Source organism: Micromonospora sp. NPDC050417 (assembly GCF_044458865.1).
Lineage (GTDB): Bacteria > Actinomycetota > Actinomycetes > Mycobacteriales > Micromonosporaceae > Micromonospora_G.
This window is the reverse complement of the sequence record NZ_JBITIH010000020.1, coordinates 105,612-121,243: the sequence shown is the minus strand read 5'-3', so window position 1 is coordinate 121,243 and position 15,632 is coordinate 105,612. Positions and strand designations below refer to the sequence as shown.

Here is a 15,632-nt window from a genome sequence, read left to right as displayed (position 1 = left end):
CCACTGCCCCACACCCCGTCCACCGCACCTCATGACGAGTTTGGGGTATTTGCCCCACCATGCGGTATCTATGCAGCATAGTAACGCATGGCATTAATTATCCGCTCTGCCCAATCAGTGCGTATAAACCCGTTATTCGGCCTGGAAGGAGGCTCGGGTTGCAAGACTTCGCCGCGCCGCCTGCCCCGTCTCCGGCCGCTCCCGCACCCGCACATGCCGACCTCGCCGACGCAACGCTCTGGCGGACGCCGGTCGATCAGACGACCGGTCAGGACCTGATCGACGTCGCACCACCACCATGGGCCGTGTCACAGGCGCCCCAGATGCCGGACACCGCTACCGGTCGACCGCACGGGACAGCTCAGGGCTGGTCATCCCCAGCGGCCCGGATTCCCTCGGCGGCCACCCACCGGGCCCGGATCGTCGTCCTCGAAGGCCCTGCCGCAGATACCCCGGCCGACCGACTCGACGAGGAGTTCGACGTCGTCTACCGGATCCAGGGACCGATCAACGCGGAACGGCTGAACCACGTGCTCGCCCACTGCCGCCCGAGGCTCCTCCTGCTGAAGCACTCCCTCGACACCATCGACGTACGTCTGATCACCGCTTGTCTGGCGTACCAGATTCAGATCCTCGTCCTGGCACGACCCATCTACGGTCTGCTCCGGCCGGCACGGATGCGCCGATACGGCGGGCTTCCCTGGCTGCAACTGCGGTGTGGCACCGGCGACCTGGGAGAGGCCCGGGTCAAACGCGCCGTCGACCTGGCACTCATCCTCCTGGCCTCCCCTGTCCTGATACCGCTGATGGTGCTGGTCACGGTGGTGGTCGGCATGACCGGACCACCGCTGTACGTCCAGACCCGGGTCGGTGCCGGCGGCCGACTGTTTCGCCTGGTCAAGTTCCGGTCGATGCGGGTCGGCGCGGAGACGGGCACCGGCCCGGCCATGGCCATCCTGAACGACAGCCGGGTCACCGCGATCGGTCGGCTGCTGCGACGCAGCCGCCTCGACGAACTACCGCAGATGTGGAACGTGCTGCGCGGCGACATGAGCCTGGTCGGCCCACGCCCCGAACGACCCGAGTTCATCGCCGACTTCCAGCGCCTGCCCCACTACGACCTGCGGCACCTGATCAGGCCGGGACTGACCGGCATCGCCCAGCTCACCGGCGGATACGCCGCAACCGTGGAAGAGAAGCTCCGCTGCGACCTGCTCTATCTCAACTGCCGCTCGCTGCGCCTCGACCTCATGCTGCTGCTCCTGACGGTCCTGGACCTCGTCCGCGGATTTCCGCGTGGCTAGCGCGACGACGGTGGCCGGCCGGAAGGTCGCCCACAACACGCTGAGCATGGTCGCCGCCCGCGTCGTCATGGCGGTCACCGGCCTCGCCACCCTGCCGTTGGTCTACGAACGGCTGGGCAGCCGCGGGTTCGGCATCTGGGTGCTCCTGAGCAGCGTGTTCGCCATCCTGGCCCTCGCCGACCTGGGCCTCGGTTCGGCCATGGTGCGCGAGGTCGCCGCGACGCACGCGGGCGAGCCCCGGAAGCGGCTCTCCGCCGTACTCGGGCTCGGCCTCGGCTGGGCCGTCTGCGTCGGCGTACTGGCCACGGCCGCCATACCGGCCTGCTGGCCCTGGCTCAGCCGGCTGTTCCACCTCGCCGAGATGGCCGACGAGGCGCGCCGCGCCGCCCTCTGGCTGGCCCTGGGCCTGTTCTTCGGCGGCGTCGAGCTGCCTTGGCGGGCAGTCCTGGAAGGAACGCAACGCTACGGCACAGTCGCCTGGATCAGCGCCGCCACCGCCCTGCTGGGTGCGGCGCTGACGGTGCTCATGGTCCGGTTCGGAGGGGGCCTGGCCGCGCTCGCCGCCGTGACGACCGTCGCCTCCGGCATCCGTACCCTGCTGGTGGTCGCCGCAGCCCGGCGCCACCACAGCGCCTACCGCCCCCGGATCAGTCACCTCCGTCGCACGGACCTCCAGGTCGTGCGCGGGTACGGGCTGCGGGTCCAGGCCACGAGCGCGGCGGGCGCGGTCAACACCGAGCTCGACCGGCTCGTCCTCGGCACCTGCTTCGGGCCGGCCACCGCCGGGAACTTCGATCTCGGCACCCGTCTGCTCAACCTGCTGCGACTGCCGCCCGGCTTCGTGTTGATCGCATTGTTCCCGGTGGCGGTCACCGGTGCGGCCCGCGGCGGCGCCGCCTGGCTCGACACCTTCTACCTGCGGACGACCCGGTACGTCACCGCGTTCGTCGCACCCGGGGCCGCCGTGATCGTGGTCTGCGCGGATCCGCTGGTACGGCTCTGGCTCGGCCACCAGGTCGAGTGGGCCGCCGCGAACCTCGCGCTGCTTGCCCCGGCGTACGCGCTGAATCTGGCGGCCGGAGCGGCGACCATCGTGACCCGGGCCGAGGGACGACCAGGCCGAGAGACCCGGTACGTCCTGCTCTCGGTGGTGCTGAATCTCGCCCTGACAGCACCGATGCTGATATTGCTCGGCCCACTCGGGGTGCCAGCCGCCACCGCTCTGGCCGTCGTCATCTCCACCCTCTACTTCTTCTGGTACTTCCACCAGCGAACGAATCGGCCGATCCGCCCCGTCCTGCGGAGCAACTGGTGGCCGGTGGTCGCGTCGACGGTCGCCGGTTCGGTCGGCGCGGCGGCGGCGCCGTACCTGCCGGACGGGCCGGACCGCGCGGGCGCGGCGCTCGCCGTCACCTGCCGGGTCGGCTGCACGCTGCTGGTCGTCGGTGTGCTGCTCGCCGCTGCCCGTCTGGTCCGTCCCCCGGGCCGGCGCCGTCCACGGCTGCCGAGCAGCCGGGCAGGCACCCGGATGGCGACCGTCGTGGGGCGGGGAGGCGACCGATGAGCACACACGACACCGCCACCGCCTGTCTGGTCTGCGGTCCGGTACCACGTTGGCGGTCCGATTTCGACGGTCTGCTTCGCACGTGCCTCGCCTGCGGGTTCGCCTGGACCGCTGCGGCGATGGCCCCCTCACCCGAGTTGTACGACGAGAGCTACTTCGACGGCGGCGGGTACGAGGAGTACTTCCTCCCCGCACCGCGTCGGTACGAGGCGTCCCGTCGGCTGCGCTGGCTGCTGTCGCTGGTACGCCCGACGTCGCTGATCGAGGCCGGCCCGGCGGGCGGCTTCTTCGTCGAGGCGGCACGGCGGGCGGGGATCGCCGCGTCCGGCATCGACATCTCCGAATCGGCCGCCCGGTACGCACGCGACCAGCTCGGCGTGCCGGTCCGGCAGGGCCGGTTCGAGACGGCCGTTCCCGAACGGGCGGTGCAGGCCGTCTGCGCGTTCCACGTACTGGAACACGTGGACGAACCGAGGGCGTTCCTCGACGCGGCGCGGACCGCGCTCGTCCCGGGTGGATGGCTCGTCCTGGAGGTGCCGAACGTCGCCTCACCGGCCGCCCGCCGACTCGGCCCCGCATGGCCCGGTCTACAGCCGGAATACCACCGCTGGCACTTCACCCCGGAATCGCTCACCCGGCTGGTCACCTCGGCCGGCTTCCGGGTGCTGCGACAGGACACCACGGTTTTCCGTTACTACATGCCGCCGCGATACCGGCTGCGTCACGCCCACCGCCTGCTCCCCGGCGACTGGCTGGCCACCCGCTCACTGCGGCTCACCCACGCGCGGCACGGCGACCTGCTCCGACTCGTCGCCGCGCTGCCGGACGCCAGAAGGGGATCCCAATGACGATCAGTGGCATGGTTGCGAACCGCTGCCTGCTCTGCGGCGAGACCAACGGACACCAGCACGTCGCGGACGGACTACTCCGTCGCTGCGGAAGCTGCCAGTTCGTGTGGACCGCGGACAGTTTGCCGCCGCCAGAGGAGCTGTACGACCGGACGTACTACGAGACCGACGGCTACCAGAACTACTTCACCTCGGCCCGACAGCGCCGCTTCGAGTCCGCCCGCCGGCTGCGCTGGCTGCTCTCGGCGGTACGCCCGACGTCGCTGCTGGAGGCCGGACCGGCCGGCGGGTACTTCCTGGAAGCCGCCCAGCGGAAGGGAATCACCGTCTCCGGTGTCGAGGTCTCCGAGGTGGCCGCCCGGTTCGCCCGCGACGAACTGGGTGTCCCGGTCCGCCAGGGCTGTTTCGAGGAAAGCGTGCACGCCGAACCGGTGCAGGCCGTCTGCGCGTTCCACGTACTCGAACACGTGGAGGATCCACGGCGCTTCATCGAGACAGCGCGGGCGGCACTCGTACCGGAGGGCTGGCTGGCGCTGGAGGTGCCGAACATCGCCTCGGCGGCAGCCCGCCGGCTCGGCAGCGCCTGGCCGGCGATCGCACCGGCCTACCACCGGTGGCACTTCACACCCGAGTCGCTGACGCACCTGTTGCACGAGTCCGGTTTCCGCGTCGTACGCCACGACACCGTCTTCTCCCGCTACTACTGGCAGCCACTCGCGCGTCTCGCGCACGCCCGCAACCTGCTGATCCCCGACTGGGTGGCGTCCGGCTCACCTCGGATGAGTCATCCCTACCTCGGCGATCTGCTGCGGGTCTTCGCCCGGCCAGCCGGGCCGCGGGGGGCGAGATGACCACGCCGGAGGTGTCCATCCTCCTGGTGAGTTGGAACACCAAGGGGGAAACGCGCGACTGCCTCGACTCGTTGCCGGTCGGCATCGACGACGGGCTGCGCTACGAGGTCGTGGCCGTCGACAACGGTTCCCGGGACGGCTCCGCCGAGATGCTGGAGACGTACCCGCAGGTGCGGCTGTCACGCAACGACCGCAACATCGGGTTCGCCGCCGCCGTCAACCAGGCCTACCGGCAGGCCCGTGGCGATCTGATCCTCCTGCTCAACAGCGACGTACGGTTCCACCCGGGCGCGCTCAGCACCATGGTCGAGTTCATCCGGCTCCGGCCCGACGCGGCCGGGGTCAGTCCGCTCTACCTGAACCCCGACGGGACGTTCCAGCAGCACTACGTGCAGTTGCCGAGTTTCGCGGCGACAATCGCGCTGGTCACCGCAGTGCGCCGTCTTCCCGGATTCCGGCAGGCCCTGCACCGGTTCCAGATGCGCGGCGAGGACTTCTCCCGTCCGCGTCCGTTGGCCTCCGGAAGCTGCATGCTGCTGCGTCGTTCGGTACTTCCGCCCGAACGCATATTCGACGAACGCTTTCCGATCTACTGGAACGACGCGGTGCTCGCCCGTACGCTCCAGGACGCCGGCCACCAGCTCTGGATGATTCCACACGCTGCGGTCACGCACAGCCGGGGAGCCTCCTGCCGTCGGCTCGGTCCGGCGATCCGGTTCCGCCATCTGCTCGGCAGCCTGGTGGGCTACCTGGGGCTGACCGAGCCGCAGTACCGACTCAACCTGTTCCGGTTGGTGGTGCTCGCCGACCACGCCTTGAAGCGGCTCTGCGGCCGTCCGGTCCAGCTCGGTCTGCCGGACCTGCGCGCCGCGCTGCGCGGCGACGTCGGCCCCCTGCCCGACGGCGACATCCGGGACTGGTTGGTGATCCTCGGCGACGCCGTGCCGGGCGACGCGGATCTGGCCGACACGGAGGAAGGCCGGCGGATCCTGGTCGCGCGGCCTCCGGCCGGTCGGTCCGGTTGGCGGCTGCGGGTGCTTCCCGTTGGCGACTCGGTCTGGCACGGCACGCTGCCCGCCCCGCTGCCGTTTGGCCGCTACCTGCCGTGGGTGAACCGGTGGAACCTGCGAATCGCCGCAGGTCAGCTACGCCAGTGGCTCGACAAGCACGCCGGAGCCCGGGTGCTCTGCCTGGATGAGAGATACCGGCCGGTGCTCGGTCGGCTCGGTGAGGACGAGGTGCTCGACCACCCGCCGGCCCTCCTGGCCCTGGATCCGGTCCATGTCTGAGGGCTACCGTCCGCCGCGTGCGCGACCCGGTGACTCGTCAGCGCCCGACCGGTCCGCGCCGGACCTGGCGGACCCGGACTGGGTGGTCATGCTCAGCGGCAGCCCGTGGCGGGCCGACGCTCACCGTCAGCAGGCGATGGCGCGGCAACTCGCCGCCGATCGACGGGTGCTCTTCGTCGACCCGCCCGGCCAGCGGCCGCGCTGGCGGTGGGCGGTACGGCCGGTCGCGCCCCGGCTGTGGCACGCGGTCGTACCGACCGCACTGCCGATGGGCCGGCAACTGCCACCGGTGAACGTCCTCACCCGCCGATGCGGCGCACGCGTGCTGCGCCGTTGGCTCGACGAGCGACCGGGGCCCCGGCTGCTCTGGATCGACGAGGACCTCGCCGCTCCGGCGATCGGCCGGCTCGGCGAATCCGCCGTCGTGTACGACGCCACGGACCTCGATTGGACCTTCACCCGCTGGTGGAACCGCTGGCACCTGCGTGCTGGGCTGCGCGCCGCGGTCAGCGCCGCCGACCTGGTTCTGGCGTCCTCGTCGGCGCTGCCCGAACGGCTGCCCGCCGCCCGCCGCCCGGCGGTGGTGGTGCCCAACGGCTGCGACCCCGACCAGTTCACGCCGGTCGGCCCGGTCGCGCCCTGGGTGGCGCGCCTGCCCCGTCCGCTGCTCGGCTATGCCGGCGCGGTGGACACCCGCGCGTTCGATGCCGAACTGGTGGCCAGCGTCGCGGCGGCCCGCCCCGAGTGGACTTTCCTGCTGGTCGGGCCGTCCACCCCGGCCGGCCGGGCGCCGCTGGAGCGACTGGCGAACGTGCTGCTGGTCGACGCCGTGCCGTTCGCCGAGACGCCCGCGATCCTGCGTGCCTGCGACGTGACGATGATCCCGTACAGGGTCAATGGCCTGATCGATTACGTGCACCCGAAGAAGTGCTACGAGTACCTCGCACTCGGCAAACCGGTCGTCGCGACGCCGCTACCGGCACTGCGCGAACTGCGGGAACTGCGGGGTGCGGTCCGGCTCGCGGGCGACGCGGCCGAGTTCACGGCCGCCGTCGAGCAGGCGTTACGCACCGCCGACCAGCCGGCAGAGGTGGCCGAACGACGTGCCATGGCGGTACGCAACGCGTGGTCGGTACGGGGCGCCCTGGTACGCGAGCTGCTCGCCGGGATCGGGGCGTCGCCGTGACCGGCCGAACGCTCACGATCTGGGCCGTCGTGGTGCCGTCCCTGCTCGCGCTGCTGACGGTCGGGCTGCTCTCCACCGCACCGGGTGTCGTCGGCCTCGTCGGCGCCGGGGCACTGCTCTGCTGGGGCGCGTTCACGCTCTGGCCCTGGTCGGTCCTGCCCTTCGGCATCATCGGTGGCACCATCACGGGCGGCGCCATCGGCGGCGGGGACGTACGCACACTCGTGGTGATCCACACCCTGATCCTGGCCGTCGGCTGCGTGGCCCTGCTCACCCGTCAAATCCTCGGACTGGAGGATTTCCACCGCTCCCGGACCACGGTCGACGTCGCGATGCTGGTACTGACCGCGTTCACCACCGTCATGGCGTTGTACGGCCTGGCGCTCGGCAACCTGCCGATGGACGTCGTGGTCGCGGCGTACCAGGTGACCGTCATCCCGGTGTACTTCTTCCTCGGCACCCGCACGCTGAACGACCGACGGCGGCTACGCGCCGCGGCGATTCTGTACATCACTCCGGCCGCGCTACTCACCGCTGCGGCCCTGGCCGCCCCGGGGCACCACGGTGGTCTCATCGCGATGCTCGCGGCACCGCCCCTGGTCGTGCTCGCCGGACGAGGCAGGGGCTGGCGCCGGGCCGGCTTCGCGCTGCTCGCCGCGCTGTTCCTCGCCGACGTGGTGCTCTCCTCGTTCCGCGCCCTCTGGCTGGCCGCGGGGATCACGATCGTCCTGATGCTGCTGCGCGGTGGTCGGATCGTCCGGCAAGGGATGGCCGCGACCGCCGCCGCCGCGTTGGTCTTCATCGCGCTCGCCATGGTCGACTCCGGGTTGCGTGCACGAGTAGAGGTCGTGGCCCAGGAGGTAGACGAGTCGCCCGGCTACCGGGCGCCCGAGTCGTCGGTCGGCCTCGACGTCTTCGCGAACCGGCCGCTCGCCGGTGGTGGGCTGGGCCAGTCCGCCCAGGACATCTACCTCGCCGGCTTTTCCGTGACCGACGTCGGCCCGGTCTACCACGCGTTCTACGTGACCCTGCTGGCGAACGCCGGCCTCGTCGGACTCGCCGTGGTGCTCTGGCCGATCCTGCGAACGCTGCCCGACGGATTCCGCCGACCCAACGGCGTCGCTCTCGTATTCGCGGCCATGACCTGTGGTTTTCTCGTCGGCGCGGTGTTCGCCGGCCCGACCGACGGGCATTGGGAACTCGGTCTGCTGCCGGCGCTGACCCTGATGGCGCTACGGGCCGAGGCACCCGTCCCCGGAGCCCGCGCGGAGGTGTCGGCATGACCGAACTCGACGTCACCGGGATCGTCGTCACCCACAACTCCGGGGCCCAGATCCAGGCCACGCTGCTGGCGCTGCGACGATCCGGAATACACGTACGGGTCGTCGACAACGCCTCAGGCGACGACACGGTATCGGTCGTCGCGGACAGCTTTCCCGATGTCGAGCTGATCGAGAACCGGGTCAACGTCGGGTTCGCCGCCGCCGTCAACCAGGCGCTGCGGGGCGTGAGCACCGACGTCGTACTGCTGGTCAATCCCGACTGTGTGCTGCCCCCGGCCACGGCCGTGGAACTGGTCCGGGTGCTGCGGTCGCGGCCACGGGCCGGGATCGCCGGCCCACGGCTGCTGGACGCGCAGGGGCGGGTTGCCATCAGTGCCCACCCGTTCGAGTCGCTGACCAGCGTGCTCGCATCCCGGTTCGGGGGCAACCTGGCGCCGGTGACGCTGCGACGCCTGCTCTCCGGCAGTCGGCGGCGGCAGGCGTACGACGCATGCCGCGAACCCGGCGGACCGGTGACGGTGGACTGGCTCTCCGGCGCCTGCCTGGCGGTCCGGACCGACCTGCTGCGCGCGATCGGCGGCATGGACGAGGGCTACTTCCTCTATTACGAGGACGAGGAGCTGTGCCTGCAGGCATGGCAGCACGGTGCCGAGGTGGTGTACGTACCCGCAGTCGAGGCTGTGCACATCGGCGGTGCGAGCAGCAACGATCCGACCCGCACCTGGCCACACCTGTACCGGAGCATGCTGCGGTTCTTTGCCCGCCACCGGCAAGCGTCACTGCCCGCCGTACGGGTCGCCGTCCTGCTGCGTGCCTTCGTCGGCATCGGACTGGCCGGCGTACGTCTGCCGGTGCAACCCCGCGCCGGCGCGGCCCGGGCGCGGGCCTGGACCCGGATATCCCGAATCGCCCTGACCTCGACAACCGAGGTACGGGCGTTGACGACCGCAGCCGAGGCACGGAGGAGGTAACGGTGCACGTACTCGTCACGGCCGTGGGGCAGCGCACGGAGCACTGGACGGAACTGTTCGAGGCGCTGTGTGAACGACCCGGCGTCGAGTTGACGGTGCTCGTCGCCGACGTCACGGACGTCACCCGCGAAGAACTCGCCCGGCTGGCACGCCGACACCGACGCATGCACTACCAGGTGCTGCCGTACCTCCTCGGTGAGAGACGCACGGGGCACATGGCGTCGGTGTTGTTCGGGCCCGGGTTCGGCGCGGTGGCGGTGCCGCGACCGGACGTGGTGCACGTCATCGGCGAGGCCGCCTATCTCAGCACCTGGCAGGTGGTCAGGCTGTGCCGCAGGCGCTGGCCGACCACACCGCTGACGCTGTACGCGGCGCAGAACATCGTCATGCGCTTTCCGCAACCGTTTCCGCTGCTGGAACGCCGGGCGTACCAGGCGGTCAGCCACGTCTTCCCGATCACGCCCGCCGCGCTCGACGTGCTGCGCGTGAAGGGCTACCGGGGGGACGCGACGATCGTGCCGCTCGGTGTGGACGGCAACCGCTTCCAGCCGCGCCCGACGCCACCGTCGACCGGCGCGTTCACCGCAGGATTCGTGGGGCGACTCGAACAGCACAAGGGTCTGCCGGACCTGTTACGGGCCGCCGAGCTGATCGACTGCGACCTGCTGCTGATCGGCGAGGGCAGTCTCCGGCCGCTGGTGGAGGAGGCCGCGCGGCGCCGTCCCGGCCGGGTGGTGCTACACGGCTGGACCGAGCACAGGAACCTGCCCGCGCTGCTCGCCCGCATGAGCGCGCTCGTCCTGCCGTCGGTCGAGTTGATCCAGCGCAACGTGCTGCCGTGGATCGGCATCCCGCTGCGGGAGCAGTTCGGTCGGGTGCTGGTCGAGGCGATGGCCTGCGGGGTGCCGGTCGTGGGTAGCGACGTGGGCGAGATCCGGCATGTGATCGGAGCGGCGGGGCTGATCTTCCCGCCCGGCGACCCGGTGGCTCTCGCCGACCGTCTGGGTCGGCTACGGGACCACCCCGACCTGGCCGCAGAGCTTTCCGCCCGCGGCGTCGACCGGGTCTGCGAAGAGTTCACCTGGGATCAGATCGCACACAGGATGTACGACATCTGGACCAACCTGTTGACGGCGAGACAGCCGGACGCTCCCGGACCGACATCGGTCGCCCGGGACACGCCGGTGACGCTGGCCGCGCGGCAGGTGGGTCCGGCCAACCGAGAGGCAAAGACCTCATGACAATCTCGTTCAGGGCGCTACGCGCCTTGCGAAAGATACGGCGGCAAGTCGGGATTCCGCTGCTCGGGCTCGGTGTGGGCCTGATCGCGGCACAGGGTGTCACGAAACTGCTGCCACCCACGTACGAGGCGTCGGCCTCGCTGGTGATCGCAGCCGGTCCGTCGGACGATTCGAGCGGTCGGGAGGCCGCCGCTCTGACCCTCGCCCAGAACCTCGCACCGACGATCGCCCGGCTGGTCGAGTCCCGGGAGGTCTCCCGCGACACGGCGGCCACACTGCGTCTGCCCGAGGCGGACGTGGCCGGTCGCATCGACGGCGAGTTCGAGCCCGGGCTGCACATCGTGACCGTACGGGCCTCGGCCCGGTCCGCGTCGCGGGCGGCGGCGATCGCCAACGCGGCGAGTAGTTCGGTCAGCCGTCAACTCGCCCGCCTCAGAATCGCCAGCGGCACCGAGGTCACCGCGGAGCCGCTCGACCAGGCCGCCCCGCCGACCCGGCCCTCGCTGCCGAAACCGGAGCTGAACAGCATCTTCGGCGCGGTCGCCGGTCTACTGGCCGGCCTCGCACTGATCAGCATGCGCAACCGGGTGGACCGCAGACTGCGCGACCTCGACAAGATCGAGGTACAGCTCGGGCTTCCGGTGCTCGGTGTGTTCCCCCGGCTGCCTCGGCGGTTCGCGCTGCGTCGCGCCCGTACGCTGCACTCCCGTCCGGAGGTAGCCGACGCGGTTGCCGCGACGGTCGCGAGTCTGGCTGTGCTGACCTCCTCTCTGCCCCGTCGCCGGCTGCTGATCACCAGCGCGCGCAACGAGGACTGCAAGGCGCTCGTCGCCACATTGCTGGCCCTCGGGCTGGCCGGGCGGCACGACCGGGTGGCGCTCGTCGACGGACAGTCACAACCTCCGTTGATCTCGGGCCACTTCCCCGAAATGGCTGGGCAGGCGCTGCGAAAAACCACGGACGGATCCGTCGCCCCGCTCGCCGGGTCCACCTCGCTCACCGTGCTCGCCCCCGACTTCGCTCGGGAGCAGTCGGCCGGAGCGGGTGAGGGGAAAGACCGTCTCGGCGCACTGCTGAACCGACTGGCAGACCGAGACGACACCGTCATCGTCCACGGGCCTCCGGTGCTTGCCGGGACGGAACTGTCCGAGATCGCCAAACACGTCGAGGGTGTGCTGCTGGTCGTACAGCGGGACGTCACCGACGCGAACGAGGCGAGCCGGGCCGCGCTGCTCGTCCAGCGGATGGGTGTTCCGCTCGTCGGCGTCCTGGTGGTCGACGGGGCCGGTGAGGTGAGCCCGGCGGCCGACATCTGGCCGACCCGGCCGGTCCGGGCCGGAACCGTCGGCGCACGGCACCTGAGGTCGGACCCATCGGTCGACAAGAGAGCCTCACTTCGCCCGTCCTTGTCCGACGGGTCCGCCAACCGGACGCCGTCATGGCCGGGCGGGCAGATGCTCGCCACGTCCTGGGGGCCGGCGCGAAACCCACGCCGACCCGCCGAACCGAACATGCCCGTCGAAACCCATCCGATCGAACGGCCGACGAGGTACCCGGTGGCCTCGGCCACAGACAGCCAACACCCGAATGAGGAGAAGTCATGAGCGAAACCCTGTCCCCGCCCCGCCACCAAGCCTCGGGCCTGGACGACCCCCGCAGGTTGTACTGCGACCTGATGAAAAAGGCGCTCACCCGGTACGCCTTCGGCGAGTCGTGGATCGCGTACAGCCCGCGCCGCAGGTCGCTGCGCACTTCCCTGGTACGCCGGGGGCAGCGCATGCTGCACCGGCGCGGCATGGAACTCGTCGTGCGCTTCCCGTTCAACCCCGACGAGCGGGCGCACGGACGCGACTGGCCGCCGGAGGCGGAGACGATGGTCGGGCTACGCCGGTTGGACAACCTGGAGCAGTGTGTCACCGACGTCCTCGAACGTGGCGTACCCGGTGATCTTATCGAAACCGGGGTCTGGCGTGGCGGCGCCTGCATCTTCATGCGAGGCGTGTTGAAGGCCTACGGTGACCAGCACCGGACGGTCTGGGTCGCGGACTCGTTCCGCGGGCTGCCGAAACCCGATCCGAAGCGAATCGAGGACGTCGAGGACGCGCTGTGGGCCGAGCCTTTCCTGGCGGTGCCGCTCGAACGGGTGCAGGCGAACTTCCGCCGCTACGACCTGCTCGACGAGCAGGTACGGTTCCTCCCCGGCTGGTTCGAGGACACCCTGCCGACCGCACCGGTGGAGCAGGTCGCGGTCATGCGACTCGACGGCGACCTGTACGACTCGACAATGGTGGCGCTGAACTCGCTCTATCCGAAACTGTCGGTCGGCGGGTACGTGATCGTAGACGACTACCACGCGGTGCGCGGCTGCCGCCAGGCGGTGGACGACTTCCGCGCGGCCCACGGCATCACCGACGAACTGCGACAGGTTGACTGGACCTGCCGCTACTGGCAGCGGACGAGCTGACGGCACTATCCGTACGCGGACACGGGGTGGGATCGGTCCCAGGGAAAACCCACCGACCCCGCCCCGACAGCTCCCAGCGCGCAGCTCCCGGCGCATGCGCCGGATTTCCTGCTGCTCACTGTTCCTTCAGGCACCGGGAAAGTCGATCAGCGTAGCCGGTAACCGCGCCCGACTACCGTCACGATCGGGTCGGGGTCACCAAGCTTGCGGCGCAACGTCTTCAATGTCGTACGCACGGCGGTGGTGAAGGGGTCCGCATGTTCGTCCCAGACCCGGTCAAGTAACTGCTCGGCGCTGACGAGTTCGCCGTCGGCGCGCATCAGTTCGGCGAGCACCGCGAACTCCTTCCTGGTCAGCGTGATCATTTTGCCGGATCGGCGTGCCTCGTGACGCCCGACGTCAAGATGCAGCTCGCCGCGATTCAGGATCGTTGGTACTCGTGTACTGGCCCGCCGACCGAGCGCGGTAATCCGTGCGATGAGCTCGCTGAACGCGAAGGGCTTGGCGAGGTAGTCGTCGGCGCCGAGGAGCAGCCCTTCGACCAGGCTCTCCATGGTGCTGGCCGCGGTCAACATCAGCACCCGGGCGGGGCATCCGATCCGGATCAGGGCCCGGGTGACGTCGTCGCCGTGCAGGACCGGCAGGTCGCGGTCGAGCACGACGACGTCCGGGACGAGATCGGTCGCGCGACTGACGGCCGTCGCGCCGTCGTGTACCACGTCCACGACGATGCCGTGCTCGCGCAGGCCGTCGGCGATCAGCCCGGCCAGCACGGTGTCGTCCTCAACTACGAGCACACGGAGCATGGGTCAGCCCGCCGCGAGGTTGATGGTCACCGACAGGCCGCCACCGTCGCGCGGCGTCACGCTCCAGTCGCCGCCGTGCGCGGTGACGACAGCGTCGACGATCGCCAGGCCCAGACCCGCGCCGGGTGAACCGGTGCTGCGACCCGTACCGCGTTGGAACGGCTGACGCAGGGATGGCACGGCGGAAGGGTCGACGGCCGGGCCGGTGTTCTCGACCCGCAGCCACGAGCTGTCCGTATTGTTGCCGGTCGTGACCCAAACCGCCCCGCCGTCGGTGTTGTAGCGGGCGGCGTTTTCCAACAGGTTGCGCAGCAGTATGCCCACCTGCGCGGGATCGGCCACGCAGGGCGCGACCGCGAGATTCGCGTGTACCGGCAGGGCGAGGGTCGGCCAGGCGGCGATCTCGGAGCGGACCAGCGCCGCCAGGTCGACCGGCTCCAGCGCCGCGCTGCGGGCGGTCTGGGCGAGCCGCAGCAGGCTGGTGAGCGTCGCGTCACTCCGAGCCGCCGCGGCGGCGGCCGTTCGCAGCGCCCGCCGGTACTCCTCGCCCGACCGCTCGGGGCGGGAGAGCGCCACCTCGCACGCCGTGCGGATGATGGCCAGCGGGGTACGCAGTTCGTGCGACGCGTTCGCCACGAAGAGTCGCTGCGCCTGGAACGCCCGGCCGAGCCGGTCCAGCATCTGATCGAAGGCGTCAGCGAGGGTGTGGATTTCGTCCCGCGCGCCGCGAAGCCCGATCCGAGCGTCGAGGGTCTCCTGTGACAGCCCTGCGGCGGTGGCGGTGATCCGTCGCAGCGGCCGCAGTGCCCGTCCGGCGATCAGCCAGCAGAGCGCCAAGGAGACGGCGGCGAGTACGACAAACGTGATCCCGGACTCGATCATGATCGTACGCAGCGCATCGGTGCGGGCCTCGCTCGTCACCACCTCGACGACCCCGAGGCCGGGTTGGGCGTTCGGCTGCGGGACGCCGCCCAACCCCAGGTCCGAGAGGTGTTGCCCGGTCATCACCGAGGGCTTCGCGGCATCCTCGCCAAGCCTCTCGACCACCTCGCCGCTCGCCGCGAAGAACTCGCGACGCACCAGGAGGTACATCAACGTGAGCAGCACCGCGCCAGTCACCGCGAACACGGCCGCGTACCACAGCGTGAGGCGCCCCCGGATGGTGAGCCTTGAGATCATTCCACTATTGTGCCCGCGCGATGTGGCGTCGGCGTGTGCTGCCGCCACACGGTGGGGCCACGCCGGGCCGCGAACGATGACGCCATGTCGAAGTTGAAGATCTTTGTGGCGGTATTCGCGATCTCCAGCCTGGTGGTGCTCGGCACCACCGCCTGCCGTGGTTCCGACGGCGGCGGCGGTGACAACGGCGTGTCGTCCGCCGAGCGCGACCACGAGCAACGCCTGAAGTGGGCGCAGTGCATGCGCGAGCACGGCATCGATGTCTCCGATTCCGGCTCCAACGGTGCCGCCGGGCCCGGCAACGGCCAGGCCCAGGCGCAACCGGGGCCGTCGGGCGGGTCCGGTCACCTCGGCGACTCGCAGCCGCAGGCCGACGCCCTCGCCGCGTGCCGCACCTTCCTGCCCAACGGTGGGGAAGCACCAAAGCTCAGCGAGGCAGAGGTGGAACAGCAGCGCAGGTTCACCCAGTGCATGCGCGAACACGGCATCGACCTGCCGGACCCGGGAGCCGACGGCTCGGGCATCAGCTTCGGTTTCGTCCCGGGAGCACCGCCCGCTGGCCCGGAGAACTCCGGTGAGGAAGGGGCGACTGACACGGCGGCCCGCGAGTGCGCCGCCAAGGCTCAGGAAGCGACCAAATGAGCCG

General features: G+C 70.5%; 14 protein-coding genes. 12 read left to right on the top strand and 2 right to left on the bottom strand.

Annotation, left to right across the window (positions count from 1 at the left end; genetic code table 11):
* The first annotated feature begins 158 nt into the window (after window positions 1-158).
* The 11 genes from ACIBF5_RS24590 to ACIBF5_RS24540 are packed head-to-tail and all read left to right on the top strand — an operon-like array spanning window position 159 to window position 13,001.
* The gene (locus ACIBF5_RS24590) at window positions 159-1,304 is read left to right on the top strand and encodes a sugar transferase (RefSeq protein ID WP_396815224.1); all 1,146 of its coding nucleotides are present in this window, start codon (window positions 159-161) and stop codon (window positions 1,302-1,304) included.
* On the top strand, window positions 1,297-2,868 hold the full coding sequence (locus ACIBF5_RS24585) for a lipopolysaccharide biosynthesis protein (RefSeq protein WP_396815223.1): 1,572 nt from the start codon (window positions 1,297-1,299) through the stop codon (window positions 2,866-2,868). The genes ACIBF5_RS24590 and ACIBF5_RS24585 overlap by 8 nt, the downstream gene beginning before the upstream one ends.
* A complete protein-coding gene (locus ACIBF5_RS24580; RefSeq protein WP_396815222.1) occupies window positions 2,865-3,716 on the top strand; it encodes a methyltransferase domain-containing protein in 852 nt (283 codons plus the stop codon). The genes ACIBF5_RS24585 and ACIBF5_RS24580 overlap by 4 nt, the downstream gene beginning before the upstream one ends.
* Window positions 3,717-3,727: 11 nt before the next feature.
* Complete coding sequence (locus ACIBF5_RS24575; RefSeq protein WP_396815221.1) at window positions 3,728-4,567, top strand: class I SAM-dependent methyltransferase; 840 nt, start codon at window positions 3,728-3,730, stop codon at window positions 4,565-4,567.
* Window positions 4,564-5,856: a glycosyltransferase family 2 protein gene (locus tag ACIBF5_RS24570; RefSeq protein ID WP_396815220.1), complete on the top strand. Its 1,293-nt coding sequence runs from the start codon at window positions 4,564-4,566 to the stop codon at window positions 5,854-5,856. Before ACIBF5_RS24575 ends, ACIBF5_RS24570 begins: the two co-directional genes overlap by 4 nt.
* On the top strand, window positions 5,849-7,042 hold the full coding sequence (locus ACIBF5_RS24565) for a glycosyltransferase (RefSeq protein WP_396815219.1): 1,194 nt from the start codon (window positions 5,849-5,851) through the stop codon (window positions 7,040-7,042). The genes ACIBF5_RS24570 and ACIBF5_RS24565 overlap by 8 nt, the downstream gene beginning before the upstream one ends.
* The gene (locus tag ACIBF5_RS24560) at window positions 7,039-8,325 is read left to right on the top strand and encodes an O-antigen ligase family protein (protein ID WP_396815218.1); all 1,287 of its coding nucleotides are present in this window, start codon (window positions 7,039-7,041) and stop codon (window positions 8,323-8,325) included. Before ACIBF5_RS24565 ends, ACIBF5_RS24560 begins: the two co-directional genes overlap by 4 nt.
* Window positions 8,322-9,296 (top strand): glycosyltransferase family 2 protein, encoded by a 975-nt coding sequence (locus ACIBF5_RS24555; protein ID WP_396815217.1) that lies wholly within the window; start codon window positions 8,322-8,324, stop codon window positions 9,294-9,296. The genes ACIBF5_RS24560 and ACIBF5_RS24555 overlap by 4 nt, the downstream gene beginning before the upstream one ends.
* Before the next feature lie 2 nt (window positions 9,297-9,298).
* Window positions 9,299-10,537 (top strand): glycosyltransferase family 4 protein, encoded by a 1,239-nt coding sequence (locus ACIBF5_RS24550; RefSeq protein ID WP_396815216.1) that lies wholly within the window; start codon window positions 9,299-9,301, stop codon window positions 10,535-10,537.
* Window positions 10,534-12,141, top strand: a complete 1,608-nt coding sequence (locus ACIBF5_RS24545; protein ID WP_396815215.1) for a hypothetical protein — start codon at window positions 10,534-10,536, stop codon at window positions 12,139-12,141. The genes ACIBF5_RS24550 and ACIBF5_RS24545 overlap by 4 nt, the downstream gene beginning before the upstream one ends.
* Entirely contained in the window at window positions 12,138-13,001 is an 864-nt protein-coding gene (locus ACIBF5_RS24540) for a TylF/MycF family methyltransferase (RefSeq protein WP_396815214.1), read from the top strand. The genes ACIBF5_RS24545 and ACIBF5_RS24540 overlap by 4 nt, the downstream gene beginning before the upstream one ends.
* Window positions 13,002-13,147: 146 nt before the next feature.
* Here ACIBF5_RS24540 and ACIBF5_RS24535 read toward each other — a convergent pair whose 3' ends face one another.
* Both ACIBF5_RS24535 and ACIBF5_RS24530 read right to left on the bottom strand, forming a co-directional pair.
* A complete protein-coding gene (locus tag ACIBF5_RS24535; RefSeq protein WP_396815213.1) occupies window positions 13,148-13,807 on the bottom strand; it encodes a response regulator transcription factor in 660 nt (219 codons plus the stop codon).
* 3 nt (window positions 13,808-13,810) lie between these two features.
* Complete coding sequence (locus ACIBF5_RS24530) at window positions 13,811-14,986, bottom strand: sensor histidine kinase (RefSeq protein WP_396815212.1); 1,176 nt, start codon at window positions 14,984-14,986, stop codon at window positions 13,811-13,813.
* An 84-nt stretch (window positions 14,987-15,070) separates the two neighbouring features.
* On the opposite strand from ACIBF5_RS24530, the gene ACIBF5_RS24525 reads away from it, so the two are divergent.
* On the top strand, window positions 15,071-15,628 hold the full coding sequence (locus tag ACIBF5_RS24525) for a hypothetical protein (protein ID WP_396815211.1): 558 nt from the start codon (window positions 15,071-15,073) through the stop codon (window positions 15,626-15,628).
* Window positions 15,629-15,632: the final 4 nt, after the last annotated feature.